This is a genomic window from Blastococcus sp. SYSU DS0541 (genome assembly GCF_054050875.1).
The window spans coordinates 17,275-30,637 of sequence record NZ_JBJHAD010000007.1; the positions used below are offsets into that span (position 1 = coordinate 17,275).

Here is a 13,363-nt window from a genome sequence, read left to right on the forward strand (position 1 = left end):
CTCCTCCACGAGCTCCCGAGGTGGTCCATGACGGCCGGCCCGACCCACCCGCCCACGGCCGTCGACCGGCAGCCGCCCGCCGCCGAGCGCGCCCGAACCGTCGCGATCCGCCCGGCCGCCACGCTGCACCTGGCGGGGGCCGGCTCCTGCCAGGTGCGCGCGGCGACCACGACCGCCGGCGGCGACGTCCTGCTCGTCGTCCCCACCGACGGCGGCGCGATGGCGGCGCTGCGCCGCTCGCCGCTGGGCGACGCCCCCGCCCGGCTCACCGTCGCCGACCGCGCCCCCTTCCCCCTGCGCCTCCCCGTCCGGGGGCTGGTGCAGCTGACGGGCTGGCTCGCGCCGGTGGCCGAGCCGGAGGTGCCGCGGCTGCTGCTCGACTTCGCCGAGTCCACGCCGGCGGACGCGTTGTTCGAGGTGGGGCTCGGCGCGACGCTGGTGCGGCTGGACCTCGCCGAGGTGGAGCTCGAGGAGTCCGGCACCCGCGCCGTTGTGGACCCCGACGACTTCCGCGCCGCCCGGCCCGACGCGGTCAGCGGCGCGGAGACCGAGCTGATGTCTGCCCACCGGGAGCCGCTGGGCCGGCTCTGCGCGCGCGTGCAGGACTGGGCCGGGCGGCGCGACGACGTGCGGCTGCTCGGGCTGGACCGGTTCGGCGTCCGGTTCCGGGTGCAGGGCCGCAGCGGCTGCTCCGACCTGCGGGTCCCCTTCACCGAGGCTCTGGACGACGTCGAGGGGTTCGCCGCCGCCGTCGACCACCTGCTCACCTGCGGCCCCGCCTGACCGCGCTCGGCCTTCCCGGTCGCTGATCGCGACGACACGCCGGGACGGGGGTTCGCCGCCAATGCAGCCCGATGCCCGGCTCGCCCCACTAGCCTGCGCGCGATCCAAGACGCGTCCGTTCTAGTAGGAGGAGGGGCCAGGGATGCTGGAGAACCCGGGGGTGGACTACCCGGAGGCGCGCACCGTCGTCGACCTTCTCGCCACGAGCAGGGGCGACGTGCTGATCAGCCTCGTCGAGTCCTCGGACCCCACCGAGATCGTCGTGTCCATCGGCGAGGACCGCACGCGACGGCGGGTCCGCCTGGACGTCGGCGAGCACGTCGAGGTGCTCTGGCGCGGACCCGAGGAGCTCCGCTCCCTCCCCACCGAACTGGTCGCGGCGGAGCTCCACCCGGCGCAGTGGCGGCTGCGCCCCGTCGGCCCGTCCACCCGGGGTCAGCGGCGGTCCGCGGTCCGCGCGCCGCTGAGCCTGCAGGTGCAGATGGCGGTCGGACCGGACGTCCTGAACGGCCTGACCGTGGACATCAGCGAGGGCGGCATCCGGGCGCTCTTCTCGCCGCCCGACCCGGCGCGCGCGTCCGCGTCGCAGCCCGCGGCCGAGCAACTGGTGGCCGAGCAGCCGGTGGCCGAGCAGCCGGTGGCCGAGGACGCACCCCCCGCGGAACCGGAGAGCCCGCTGCGCCTCGGGGCGGTGCTCCCGCTGGTCGTCTGCCTGGAGGACGGCGAGCAGCTGCCCTGCCGCGGTGAGGTGATCCGGCGGATCCCGCGGCAGGATCGCGGCATCGAGCTGAGCCTGCGGTTCGTCGACATGCCGGAGAAGACCCAGGACCTGGTCCGCCGGCACGTCTTCGCCGGGCTGCGGTCGCTGCGGGCCCGCGGCCTGCTCTGATCCGGCCCCCGTCCGGTGGCACCGGCCGCCCCTGACCCGACGCTCCCCCGAGCGCGACGAACCCGTGGTCATCAGCCCTGCCCATGGCCACGGGTTCGTCGCGCTGGGGGGCTCAGGCGGTGCGGGCCTCCTCGGCCAGCGCCGCCAGCGCCTGCTCGAAGCACTGCTGCGGAGGCTGCACCAGCCCGGCGCCCACCTGGCCGGTGCCTGCGACCCGCCCCGCCATCCCGGTGTTGATCTGCGGCAGCCAGCCGGTGCGGGCGACCTTCAGCACATCGATCCCGGTGGGCGAGCCGCGGAAGCCCATGATCGGGATCTGCATCGCCGGGTTCTCCGCGAGCGTCAGCTGGTACATGCGCTCGGTGGTGGCGAGCGCGTCCGGCACGGTGCCGCCGACGAACCGGACGATCGCCGGCGCCGCGGCCATGGCGAAGCCGCCGATGCCGTAGGTCTCCATGATCGCGGAGTCGCCGATGTCGGGGTTGGCGTCGTCCGGGCCGTAGTCGCCGAGGAACAGGCCGACCGGGGTGTTCGCCGGGCCGGTGAACCAGCGGTCGCCGGTGCCCGAGGTCTGGATGCCGAACTCGGTGCCGTTGCGCGACATGACGGTGAGCATCGTGGAGCCCGGGATGTTCCTGGCCGCGTCCAGCGCGAGCTTCGCCGTCGGCATGCCGAGGTTGAGGAAGAAGTGCTCGTTGCCGCCGATGAAGCGCAGCACGTCGGCGATGTCGGACGAGGGGGCGCCGCTGGCCACGATCGACGGCGAGAGCTCGCGCAGCGCCATCAGCGAGCCGGCGCGGTTGCGGTTGTGCCCCTCGTCGCCCATCTGCAGCATCTGGGCGAGCACGCCCTTGACGTCCAGCGGGTCGTTGCCGGCGTCGATCGAACCGCGCACGGCCTTGGACAGCACCGGGCCGAGGACGTCGCGCATCCACCGCAGCCGGATCTGGACCTCCTCGTTGAAGGCACCCATGCGCAGCACCTTGCCGAGGCCCTCGTTGAGGTTGCAGAACGCCTGGCCGCCGGTGACCGGGTCCTCCAGGCACCACATCCACATCGACGGGCTGGTCACGCCGGCCATCGGCCCGACGGTGCGGTGGTGGTGGCAGGGCTCGAGGGTCACCGCGCCGGTGGAGAGGAGGATCTCGGCCTCCTCGACGTCGTCGGCCCAGCCCTCGAACAGGCAGGCCCCGACCAGCGCGCCGCGCATGGGGCCCGAGGCGTTCTCCCACTCCAGTGGCGGGCCGGAGTGCAGGAGCGTGCGGTCGGTGAGGCCGATGACCTCGCGCGCGGGGCGGACGTCCACCAGCAGCGAGCCCGCGGCCATCAGCCGCTCGACGGCGGTGCGGTTCGCGGTGGCGCGGCGGGGGTCCAGGGCCAGCGCGGCGAGGTCGGCCGCGTCGCCGAAGCCCGGCGGGCGCCAGTCGACGTCCTGGACGTCGGCGCCCTGCGCGCGCAGCGCATCGGAGAAGACGTCGACGCCGGCGGCGACGATCGCCGGCGGGCCGGAGAGCAGGTTCTGCAGGCTCATGCGGTGGCTCCCAGCAGGTCGAGGGCGTACCGCGTGGCCGCGGCGTTGGAGGAGAAGACCGCGGCTCCCGCGGTGGCGAGGGCGTCGGCCTGCCGGGACCAGCCCTGCGGGTCGCCCTCGGTGCCGATCAGCGCGACGACGACCGGCAGCGCGCGCCGCTCGCGGGCGGCGGTGAGCGCGGGCACGAGCGCGCCGGCGGGGTCGGGGTCGGCGCCGTACCCGAGGACGACGTCGAGCAGCAGGACGGCGGGCTCGTCGGAGGCGGCCAGCGCCTCGATCGCCTCCAGCCGCAGCGTCGGGTCGATCATCGGGTGCGCGCGGCCCACCGTGAGGGCGTCGTCGCCGAAGTCGACGACCAGGTGGCCGGTGGCGGACAGGTCCGTACCCAGGTCGAGATCGGGCCGCAGCGGGATGTTGGAGCGGATGCCACCCAGCGCCGGGGAGGCCAGCAGCATCGCCTCGTCGGCGAGCGTGCCGCCGGAGTAGAGCCCCTTAAGCGCCGCGCCCGGGACGGCGGCCTCGGCGGGGCCCGGGCGCGACGGCCACACCGGCACGTCGAGCCCCATGTCGGCGAGGAGCGCCTCGACGGCGGCGGTGAGGTCGGGGGTCTCGGGCGAGAGGACGGCGGAGCGCACCGGCACGGAGAGCTGCCCGGCGGCGTCGGTCACCGCGGCGGCGACCGAGGGCGCGGGCGGCTTGGAGACCAGCAGCACCCGCTCGGTGGCGGGGTCGGCGTCGAGGGCGGCGAGCGCGTCGAGGGTGGCCAGCCCGCCGACCTCCTCCTTGAGGTCGCGCCCGCCCACGCCGAGCACGTGCGAGACGCCGACCCCGGCCATGTCCAGCAGGCAGGACACCTGCTGCGCACCGGTGCCGCTCGCCGCGACCAGGCCCACCGGGCCGGGGCGGACGACGTTGGCGAACCCCAGGGCGACGCCGGAGACGATCGCCGTCCCGCAGTCGGGCCCCATCACCAGCACGCCGGCCTGGTGCGCGGCTCGCTTGAGCGCGACCTCGTGCTCGACCGGGACGCCGTCGGAGAAGACCAGCACGCTGCGCCCGGCGGCGATCGCGTCGGCGGCCTCGGCGACGGCGTACTGCCCGGGCACGCTGACGATCGCCAGGGCGGGCGACTCGGGGGAGAGCTCGTCGAGCCCCGCGCCGATGGTGCGGTGCGGGACCGCGGCGGCGCTGCCGGTGGAGCGCTCGCGCTCGGCCAGCGCGGCGTCGACGTCGGCGAGCGCGGCGGCGAGCGTCTCGTCGTCGGCGGCACGGACGGCGACCAGCAGCTGCTCGGGGCTCGTCGGCTCCTCGGGGGCCAGGCCCATGCCGGCGGCGAGCTCGAGGTTGAGCGGGGTGGCCATGGCGACGAGGACGGCGGAGACGCCCTCGCGCGCGCCGATCCGGCGGCTCACCTGCATGAGCTTCACCGAGTCGGCGTAGACGCCGGATCGCAACTGCACCGAGACCGCGGCGTCTCCACCGGAGGGGGTTGAGGGGCTCATCCTCGAAACCGTACCGATGGATCTCTCAGCGGTGAAGTATCGGCATCTCAGTGCAACAATGATTTAGCACTGAGGTACTTCCGCGACACCTGGGAGCCGTGCCACATTGGCGCCTCCCGGTGCGGGCACACCCCCGTCGACCAGCACCGGACCACATCGGAAGTGCACGTCGAGGAGGCACTCATGTCGTTCGGGTGGAAGCTCTACGGGGACGGTAAGACGCCCCCACTGGGAGAGGCCGTCGCCCCCGACGAACGCCTCTCCTGGCCGCGCACCGCCGGGATCGGCGCGCAGCACGTCGTCGCGATGTTCGGGGCGACCTTCGTCTTCCCGATCATCATGGGCCTGGACCCCAACCTCGCCATCATGATGAGCGGCGTCGCCACGATCATCTTCCTGCTGATCGTGAAGAACCGGGTACCGAGCTACCTGGGCACCAGCGCCGCCTTCGTCGGCGGTGTGGCGGCGATCCGGGCCAACGGCGGTGACTCGAGCGACGTCGTCGGCGCGCTGCTGATCGCCGGCATCGTCCTGGCCCTCGTCGGTGTGCTGATCCACTTCGCCGGGCTCGGGCTGATCAACAAGGTGCTGCCCCCGGCCGTCACCGGCGCCGTCGTCATGCTGATCGGCTTCAACCTCGCCCCGGTCGCCGCGGGCATCTACTGGCCGCAGGACCAGTGGGTCGCCCTGGCCACGATGACGTTCGTGATCGTCGCCTCGCTGGCGCTGCGCGGCTTCCTCGCCCGCATCTCGATCCTGCTGGGCCTGATCTTCGGCTACCTGCTCTCGGTGCTGCTGGACGTCACGGCCGGCCCGATCACCTCGCCCGACGGCACCGGCGCCGAGTCCACCCGCGACCGGATCAACTTCGACTCGGTCGCCGACGCCGACTGGTTCGGCCTCCCCGACTTCACCGGGCCGACCTTCTCGCTGAACTTCAGCCTGCTGGTCATCCCCGCGGTGATCGCCCTGGTGGCGGAGAACGCCGGCCACGTCAAGGCGGTCGCGGAGATGACCAAGCGCGACCTCGACCCGTACATGGGCCGCGCGGTCGCGGCCGACGGCATCGCGACCGTCGTCGCCACCTCGGTCGGCGGCTCCCCCACCACCACCTACGCCGAGAACATCGGCGTCATGGCGGCCACCCGCGTCTACTCGACGGCGGCCTACTACGTCGCGGCGCTCGTGGCGATCCTGCTGGGGCTGATCCCCAAGTTCGGCGCGCTGATCAGCATCGTCCCCGGTGGGGTGCTCGGCGGGATCACCGTCGTCCTCTACGGGATGATCGGCCTGCTCGGCGCCAAGATCTGGAAGGAGAACCGGGTCGACTTCGCCAACCCGATCAACCTGGTGCCGCTGGCCGCCGGGATCATCATCGGCATCGGCAACGTGACCCTGGTCTTCTCCGACGAGTTCTCGCTGACCGGCATCGCCCTCGGGTCGATCGTCGCGGTCGTCGCCTGGCACGTCGCGCGGGCGCTGGCGCCGGCCGACATGAAGGCCGCGCTGCTCCGCGAGGGCGCGCACCCGGCCGCGGGCAGCACCTTCGGCCACGACGCCGGCGACGAGGTCAGCTCCGACCCGTCGTCGGTCGACGAGGTGGGCCGCCCCGGCGTGCTGGGTGGCAACACCCCGGGGACGGACAGCCGCAACCGCTGACCCGTTCTCCCGCCGCCCCCGGCGCCCGGACCCACCGTCCGGCACCGGGGGCGGCGTGCGTCTGCGGACGGGCGTCGGCCACCGGCGCCGCCGCCCGGAACCGTCCGCTACGGAAACTCGCGACGAAGTTTTAGCACTGAGGTACTTTCGCCCACCCTCCCGCCGGTGACAGAGTGACGTCTCGCAGCGAGCACGGAGGTGACCGGAGCCGGTGAAGCCCGCCCCCTTCCGCTACGCCGATCCCAGCACCCTGGGAGAGGCCCTGGCGGTCCTGTCCGACGAGGGCGCCAAGGTGCTCGCCGGTGGCCAGTCCCTGCTGCCGCTGCTCTCCATGCGCCTGGCGGCGCCGACCACGCTGGTCGACATCAACCGGATCCCCGGTCTGGACACCGTCGAGGTGACCGACGACGGCGTGACGGTGGGGGCGCTCGTCCGCCACGGCGCACTGCTCCGGCACGAGGGCGCCGCCGGGGCGCAGCCGCTGCTGGGCCGCGCCACCGCCAACGTCGCCCACCCGGCGATCCGCAACCGGGGCACCACCGTGGGCTCGATCGCCCACGCCGACCCCTCGGGCGAGATGACCTCGGTGCTGGCGCTGACCGACGGCTCGGTCACCGTGGCGACGACGGCCGGCACCGAGCAGGTCGGCTGGCGCGACTTCTTCGTCGGGCCGCTGGAGACCTCGATCGCCCCCGGCGCCGTCGTCACCGCGGCAACCTTCCCCGCGCTGCCGCCGCGCTCGGGCACCGCCTTCGCGGAAGTCGCGCGGCGCAAGGGCGACTACGCGGTCTGCGGAGCCGGCGTCGTCGTCACCCTCTCCGAGGACCGGCGGGTGGAGCGCGTGCTGGCCTCCTACGTCTCGGTGGGGCTGACCCCCGAGGTGCACGACCTGACCGAGGCCGTCGCCGGGGTTCCGGTGGAGAAGGCCGACTGGGCCGCCGCCGGGGCGCTCGCGCGCACCCTGGTCGACCCGGACACCGACATCCACGCCAGCGCCGACTACCGGCGCCTGCTGGTGGGGGTGCTCACCGAGCGAACGCTGACCTCGGCGGCTGCCGAGGCCGGGGAGAAGGCGACATGACCAGCATCGACACCGAGCGGACCATCACCGTCACCGTGAACGGTGTTCCACGTGAAGCGACCGTACCGGTGCGCCGGCTGCTCTCCGACGCGCTGCGCCACGACCTCGGGCTGACCGGCACGCACGTCGGCTGCGAGCACGGCGTCTGCGGGGCCTGCACGGTGGTCGTGGACGGGGCCCCGGTGCGCTCGTGCCTGATGCTCGCCGTGCAGGTGGACGGCGCGGAGGTGCGCACGGTCGAGGGGCTGGCGCGCGGGGACCACCAGGGCGGGCAGGTGCTGCACCCGGTCCAGGAGGCCTTCCGCGAGTGCCACGCCCTGCAGTGCGGCTTCTGCACGCCGGGCTTCCTCATGACGATCGCGGCCGGGCTCGAAGGGCGCGACAACTCCGAGGAGCTCACCGAGGAGGAGGTCGACGACATGGTCGGCGGCAACCTCTGCCGGTGCACCGGCTACGCCAACATCAAGAAGGCCGTGCACCACGCGGCCGCCGCGATGCGGGACGGCGACGCATGACCACCAAGCTCTTCGGCGAGCCGGTCCGCCGGCGGGAGGACCAGCGGCTGATCACCGGCAAGGGCCGCTACCTGGACGACATCGGGCACAACGCCCTGGCCGCCGCCTTCGTGCGCTCGCCGCACGCGCACGCCCGGATCGTCTCGATCGACGTGGACGAGGCGCTGGACGTCGAGGGCCTGGTGGCGATCTACACCTACGAGGACCTCACCGGCCCGATGGCCGAGCCGCTGCCGGTCCTCATCCCCCACCCCCAGCTGCACTCACCCCGCACGGGGTTCCCGCTGGCGAACGGCGAGGTCAACCACGTCGGCGAGCCGGTGGTCATGGTCGTGGCCACCGACCGGTACGTCGCCGAGGACGCCTGCGACCGCATCGTCGTCACCTACGAGGAGCTGCCCGTCGTCGTCGGGGTGGACGCCGCGCGCGCCGCGGAGCACGCGGTGCACGAGGAGATCCCCGACAACGTCGCGGCCCGGCACCACCAGGAGACCGGCGACGTCGAGCCGGTGCTGGCCTCCTCGCCGCGGACGCTCTCCTTCACCCAGTACATCGAGCGCAGCGCCTGCATGCCCATGGAGGGGAAGGGCGTGCACGCGAAGTGGGACGCCGACGACTCCTCACTGCGGGTCTACACGAGCACCCAGGCGTCGACGTCGGTGCGCGCGGCGATCGCGGCGAAGCTGGAGCTCTCGCTGGACACGGTCGAGGTGATCGCGCCCGACGTCGGCGGCGGGTTCGGCGTGAAGATCGTCCACCCGTGGCCCGAGGAGCTGCTGGTGCCGATGGCCGCCATCGCCCTGGGCCGCGAGGTGAAGTGGACCGAGGACCGGCGCGAGCACTTCATCGGCTCGGCCCACGAGCGCCAGCAGCGGCAGGAGATCACCGTCGGCTACGACGACGAGGGCCGGGTCACCGCTCTCGACGTCCACATCTGGCACGACAACGGCGCCTACACGCCCTACGGGATCATCGTGCCGATCGTGACGGCGACCCAGCTGGTCGGGCCGTACGCGATCCCGGTGTACCGGGTGATCGTGGAGTCGGTCTTCACCAACACCGTCATCGTGACGCCGTACCGCGGCGCCGGGCGGCCCCAGGGCTGCTACGCGATGGAGCGGACGATGGACCGCATCGCCGACGAGCTGGGCCTGGACCGGGCACTGGTGCGCGAGCGCAACCTGATCCGGCCCGACCAGTTCCCCTACGACCACCACCTGACGTTCCAGGACGGCCGGCCGGTCATCTACGACTCGGGCGACTACCCGGGGCTGCTGGAGAAGCTGAAGGCGCTGGTCGGCTGGTCGGCGGCCGAGGAGCTCCGGGCCGACGCCGAGGCGCGCGGCCGGCTGCTCGGCGTCGGGATGGCGCTGTACGTGGAGGGCACCGGCCCCGGGCCGTACGAGGGCGGGCACGTGCAGGTCCTGGGCAGCGGCAAGGTGCTGGTGTCGACCGGTCTCACCTCGCAGGGCCAGGGGCACGAGACGGCCTTCGCGCAGATCGTCGCGAGCGAGCTCGGGGTGCCGATCGAGGACGTCGAGGTGACCACCGGGGACACCCGGCGCTTCGGGTACGCCGTCGGCACGTTCGCCTCCCGGGCCGCGGTGATGAGCGGCAACGCGATCGCGCTGGCCGCCCGCGGGGTGCGGGAGAAGGCGCTGCGGATCGCCGCAGACGTGCTGGAGGCCTCGCCGGAGGACCTCGAGATCGACGAGGGCCTGGTGCAGGTGAAGGGCGTGCCGGGGACATCCATCCCGCTGCGCACCGTCGCCGTCCTGTCCAACCCGCTGCGCTACGCCTTCGACGAGGCGGCCAAGCAGGCGACGCAGTTCGCCAAGGCCGGCGACGACGACAAGCCGCCGGTCGCCGTGGGCGACGCGCCGGGGCTGGAGCACCGCGACTACTACTCGCCGATCCGGTCGACGTTCGCGTCCGGCGCGCACGCGGCGATCGTGGAGATCGACCCGGCGACGTGGGAGATCGACGTCGTGAAGTACGCCGTCGTGCACGACTGCGGCAACGTGGTGAACCCGATGATCGTCGAGGGGCAGGTGCACGGTGGCGTCGCCCAGGGCATCGGCGGCGCGCTGTACGAGCGGATGGCCTACGACGCCGACGGACAGCTCCAGAACGCCTCGTTCATGGACTTCCTGATGCCGTATGCCTCCGAGGTGCCCGACATCGACATCGACCACCAGCAGACGCCCTCGCCGCTGAACCCGCTGGGGATCAAGGGCGCCGGCGAGGCCGGTGTGATTCCGGGGACGGCGGCGCTCGCCTCGGCGATCGAGGACGCGGTGGGCCGGCGGATCGCCTCGATGCCGATCTCCCCGACCGAGCTGTACGACCTGGTGCGTTCCCCTGATTCGGAGATGACCGCCACGGCCGGGCGCCGGGCGGGGACTGGAGTGATGGCGTGAAGCTCGACGGCTCTGCGGTGCTGCACGGCGACCCCGAGAAGGTGTGGGCCGTCATCACCGACCCGGCGGTGCTGGCGCGCACGATCCCCGGCTGCGAGACCCTGGAGCAGGTCGGGGACGACGAGTACAAGATGAACGTCTCCGTCGGCGTGGGGGCGATCAAGGGGACCTACGCGGGCGAGGTGCGCCTGTCGGACCAGCAGCGGCCGTCCTCCTACGTGATGCACGCATCCGGCGCGGGCGCCCCGGGGAACGCGCGGGCGACGGTGCGGATCGACCTGTCCCCCGCCGAGGACGGCGCGACGAACCTGACCTACTCCGCGGACGCCGTCATCGGCGGCCCCGTGGCGGGCGTGGGGCAGCGGATGATCACCGGCGTCGCCAAGCGGATGGCCGGGCAGTTCTTCAAGGCGATCGACGCGGAGCTGACCGGTGCCGCGGTGCCGGCGGTGGCGGTGCCGTCCGCGGCCGCGGTGAGCTCGACGGCGGAGGCGGACACGGCGGCCAAGCACCCCGCCCCGGCGGCCGAGGCCGCGCCGGCGGTGTTCGCCGGCCGCGCCGCCGCTCCGGCCGGTGTGGGCGGCGACGTGCAGACCCTGGCGCTCGGCGCCGTGGGTGGCGCGGTGCTGACGCTGATCGGCATCCTGGTCGGCTACCGCCTCGGTCGCCGCTGAGCCCGGGGCACGGGCGCCCCGGCCGGGCCCTCCTGGTCGCCGCGGCGCCGCGGCAGCACTGCCCGGACCAGTCGCCCTCTGCCCACCAGGAGTGGGCAGAGGGCGACCGCCCGAGCCGACGGGCGGCGGTGGGGGACCCGAGCCCCGCTACTGGCGGTGCGGCGGGTGCTCGGCCCGCCACTCGTCGAAGGCGGCGAGGAACGAGTCGGCCATCCGGTGCTCGGTGAGCAGTTGCTCGCGGTCGCGCTCGTCGACCATCCGCTCCGCCAGCGCGCCCGTGTTCATCTTGATCGCACGGAAGTACGGAATGAACGACTGCGGCTTGAAGGCCCGTTCCGTGGGCTGCGGCTCGACGTCCGGCTCCCAGGGCAGGACCGGTACCGGGTCGAGGCCCAGCGACTCGAGGGCGGAGAGGACCGGCTCGTCGTCCGGGCGGTCGGTGAAGTCGCGCGACAGCTCGCGGAACACCTCCCGACCGTCCGGCGCCACCGCGACGAGGAGCGGCTTGAAGATCTGCCGATCCGGGTTCCACGCGTCCAGCGGCTTCGCCAGCCGCGAGCCGTCCGGATCGCTCACCCACCGGAACGGCAGGTGCCAGGTGCGGTTCATCGCCGCCTGCACCTCAGGTGGGTCGGTGGAGGCGAGCACCACCTCGGTGCCGGCGTCGGCGAGGCGGGAGGTCGACCGGGCCAGGCGGACCGCCTGGGCGCAGCAGTACGGCTACCAGTCGCCCCGCAGGCCGATCAGGAGCAGGGCGGCGCGCTCGTCGGAGCGCAGGGAGAGCAGGTCGGCGGGTTCCATCGCCCGAGCCTAGGGAGGGCGGCCCCCGGCCCGCCTCCCGACGCAGCCCAGGTTTCCGAGGTGCCCGCGCCGGAACAGGACGGGGGACGCACGCGCTGACGACGGCGGACGCCCGACGAAGGAGACCCCCGCATGGCCAAGACCTGGTTCATCACCGGCGCATCCCGCGGCTTCGGCCGCGAGTGGTCGATCGCCGCCCTCGAACGCGGTGACAACGTGGCCGCCACCGCCCGCGACACGGCGAGCCTCGAAGGCCTGGTGCAGCAGTTCGGCGACCGGGTGCTGCCGATCCGGCTCGACGTCGACGACCGGGACGCCGTCTTCGCGGCCGTGCAGCAGGCGCGCGAGCACTTCGGCGGGCTCGACGTCGTCGTCAACAACGCCGGCTACGGCCAGTTCGGCATGGTGGAGGAGATCAGCGAGGCCGAGGCCCGCGCCCAGTTCGACACCAACGTCTTCGGGGCCCTGTTCGTCACCCAGGCGGCGCTGCCCCACCTGCGCGCCCAGGGGTCGGGCCACATCCTCCAGGTGAGCAGCATCGGCGGGATCAGCGCCTTCCCGAACATCGGCATCTACAACGCCTCCAAGTGGGCGCTGGAGGGTTTCAGCCAGTCACTGGCCGCGGAGGTCGCCGGCTTCGGCATCAAGGTCACGATCATCGAGCCCGGCGCCTACGCCACCGACTGGGCCGGATCCTCGGCACGGCACGCCGCCCCGGAACCCGCCTACGACGACTTCCGGGTGCAGGCCGCGGAGGCGCGCAAGGCCCGCGCCGGCAACCCCGGTGACCCGCTGGCCACCCGCGAGGCCGTGCTCCAGCTGGTCGACATGGAGGATCCGCCGCTGCGCGTCTTCTTCGGCGACGGCCCGCTGTCGATCGCCACCCGCGACTACGAGTCCCGGCTGGCCGAGTGGCGCGCCTGGGAGCCGCTGTCCAAGGCTGCGCACGGCCCGAAGCGCTGACGTGGCAGGGGCCCCTCCCGAGCGGAGGGGCACCGCTCGCCCGGTTCCTATCCCGCGTGCTGGGGCGCGCGCGACCGGGTCGCCTCGTCGTCCGACCCCGGCGTGCCGGTGCCCGTGGTGATGCGGCGCCGCAGGCTCTCCGCGGCGTAGCGGTCCCAGGACGCCGAGCAGACGTCGAAGCACTCGTCGGCGGGGGTCAGCCCGGCGTGGGTGAACCGGAGCTCCGTCCCCCCGTCCACGGCGGAGACGTCGAACCGGATCGCGGTGTCCTTCCACTCCCGCTGGTCCTGGACGAACCCGAACCAGTTGTCGACCACCCGCCAGACGACCGTCCGGCCGGGCACCAGCTCCTCGACCCTCATGCGCACGCGGTGGACGCCCGCCACCTCGTACCCGAACTCGTCCCCGACCGCCTCGGCGCTGCCCTGGACCTGGGTCATCCACCAGCTGCGGACGTCGGCGACGGCCTCGGTCACCTCCTCCGGCGTGCGGTTGACCGTGAAGCTCGTCTCGTCCATGGCGCTCCGATCAGCGAGGGACTTGCA

The 13,363-nt window shown here is 73.5% G+C and carries 11 protein-coding genes and 1 pseudogene; 8 read left to right on the forward strand and 4 right to left on the reverse strand.

Annotated features, from left to right (window positions below; all coding sequences use genetic code 11):
- Nucleotides 1-27 precede the first annotated feature (27 nt).
- Nucleotides 28-783 (forward strand): DUF2470 domain-containing protein, encoded by a 756-nt coding sequence (locus tag ACI794_RS09600; protein ID WP_456603338.1) that lies wholly within the window; start codon nucleotides 28-30, stop codon nucleotides 781-783.
- 142 nt (nucleotides 784-925) lie between these two features.
- Complete coding sequence (locus tag ACI794_RS09605) at nucleotides 926-1,672, forward strand: PilZ domain-containing protein (RefSeq protein ID WP_456616257.1); 747 nt, start codon at nucleotides 926-928, stop codon at nucleotides 1,670-1,672.
- A gap of 112 nt (nucleotides 1,673-1,784) precedes the next feature.
- Here ACI794_RS09605 and ACI794_RS09610 read toward each other — a convergent pair whose 3' ends face one another.
- Together ACI794_RS09610 and ACI794_RS09615 are read right to left on the reverse strand one after the other, a co-directional pair.
- Complete coding sequence (locus tag ACI794_RS09610) at nucleotides 1,785-3,203, reverse strand: DUF1116 domain-containing protein (RefSeq protein ID WP_456603340.1); 1,419 nt, start codon at nucleotides 3,201-3,203, stop codon at nucleotides 1,785-1,787.
- Nucleotides 3,200-4,705: an FdrA family protein gene (locus tag ACI794_RS09615; RefSeq protein ID WP_456582778.1), complete on the reverse strand. Its 1,506-nt coding sequence runs from the start codon at nucleotides 4,703-4,705 to the stop codon at nucleotides 3,200-3,202. Before ACI794_RS09615 ends, ACI794_RS09610 begins: the two co-directional genes overlap by 4 nt.
- A gap of 183 nt (nucleotides 4,706-4,888) precedes the next feature.
- Between ACI794_RS09615 and ACI794_RS09620 the strand changes: the two genes are divergently transcribed.
- The 5 genes from ACI794_RS09620 to ACI794_RS09640 all read left to right on the forward strand — a co-directional run bounded on the left by ACI794_RS09620 (nucleotide 4,889) and on the right by ACI794_RS09640 (nucleotide 11,054).
- Nucleotides 4,889-6,364 carry a uracil-xanthine permease family protein gene (locus ACI794_RS09620; RefSeq protein WP_456603342.1) on the forward strand — a complete coding sequence of 492 codons (1,476 nt, stop codon included), beginning with the start codon at nucleotides 4,889-4,891 and terminating at the stop codon, nucleotides 6,362-6,364.
- A gap of 211 nt (nucleotides 6,365-6,575) precedes the next feature.
- Nucleotides 6,576-7,445, forward strand: coding sequence for an FAD binding domain-containing protein (locus tag ACI794_RS09625; protein ID WP_456616258.1), 870 nt, complete (start codon nucleotides 6,576-6,578; stop codon nucleotides 7,443-7,445).
- A complete protein-coding gene (locus ACI794_RS09630; RefSeq protein ID WP_456603344.1) occupies nucleotides 7,442-7,960 on the forward strand; it encodes a (2Fe-2S)-binding protein in 519 nt (172 codons plus the stop codon). The genes ACI794_RS09625 and ACI794_RS09630 overlap by 4 nt, the downstream gene beginning before the upstream one ends.
- A complete protein-coding gene (gene cutA / locus ACI794_RS09635; protein ID WP_456616259.1) occupies nucleotides 7,957-10,380 on the forward strand; it encodes an aerobic carbon-monoxide dehydrogenase large subunit in 2,424 nt (807 codons plus the stop codon). Before ACI794_RS09630 ends, cutA begins: the two co-directional genes overlap by 4 nt.
- Nucleotides 10,377-11,054 (forward strand): SRPBCC family protein, encoded by a 678-nt coding sequence (locus ACI794_RS09640; protein WP_456603346.1) that lies wholly within the window; start codon nucleotides 10,377-10,379, stop codon nucleotides 11,052-11,054. The genes cutA and ACI794_RS09640 overlap by 4 nt, the downstream gene beginning before the upstream one ends.
- Nucleotides 11,055-11,201: 147 nt before the next feature.
- Here ACI794_RS09640 and ACI794_RS09645 read toward each other — a convergent pair.
- A pseudogene (locus ACI794_RS09645) lies at nucleotides 11,202-11,762 on the reverse strand (peroxiredoxin family protein); the annotation flags it as partial.
- A 225-nt stretch (nucleotides 11,763-11,987) separates the two neighbouring features.
- Between ACI794_RS09645 and ACI794_RS09650 the strand changes: the two are divergent.
- A complete protein-coding gene (locus tag ACI794_RS09650; protein ID WP_456616260.1) occupies nucleotides 11,988-12,818 on the forward strand; it encodes an SDR family oxidoreductase in 831 nt (276 codons plus the stop codon).
- A 47-nt stretch (nucleotides 12,819-12,865) separates the two neighbouring features.
- Here ACI794_RS09650 and ACI794_RS09655 read toward each other — a convergent pair whose 3' ends face one another.
- Complete coding sequence (locus ACI794_RS09655; RefSeq protein ID WP_456616261.1) at nucleotides 12,866-13,336, reverse strand: SRPBCC family protein; 471 nt, start codon at nucleotides 13,334-13,336, stop codon at nucleotides 12,866-12,868.
- Nucleotides 13,337-13,363: the final 27 nt, after the last annotated feature.

Coding starts and splice junctions, on each gene's coding strand:
- ACI794_RS09630 (WP_456603344.1), top strand. CDS start 7,442: ATGACCAGCATCGACACCGAGCGGACCATCACCGTCACCGTGAACGGT.
- cutA (WP_456616259.1), top strand. CDS start 7,957: ATGACCACCAAGCTCTTCGGCGAGCCGGTCCGCCGGCGGGAGGACCAG.
- ACI794_RS09600 (WP_456603338.1), top strand. CDS start 28: ATGACGGCCGGCCCGACCCACCCGCCCACGGCCGTCGACCGGCAGCCG.
- ACI794_RS09620 (WP_456603342.1), top strand. CDS start 4,889: ATGTCGTTCGGGTGGAAGCTCTACGGGGACGGTAAGACGCCCCCACTG.
- ACI794_RS09605 (WP_456616257.1), top strand. CDS start 926: ATGCTGGAGAACCCGGGGGTGGACTACCCGGAGGCGCGCACCGTCGTC.
- ACI794_RS09655 (WP_456616261.1), bottom strand. CDS start 13,336: ATGGACGAGACGAGCTTCACGGTCAACCGCACGCCGGAGGAGGTGACC.
- ACI794_RS09615 (WP_456582778.1), bottom strand. CDS start 4,705: ATGAGCCCCTCAACCCCCTCCGGTGGAGACGCCGCGGTCTCGGTGCAG.
- ACI794_RS09610 (WP_456603340.1), bottom strand. CDS start 3,203: ATGAGCCTGCAGAACCTGCTCTCCGGCCCGCCGGCGATCGTCGCCGCC.
- ACI794_RS09650 (WP_456616260.1), top strand. CDS start 11,988: ATGGCCAAGACCTGGTTCATCACCGGCGCATCCCGCGGCTTCGGCCGC.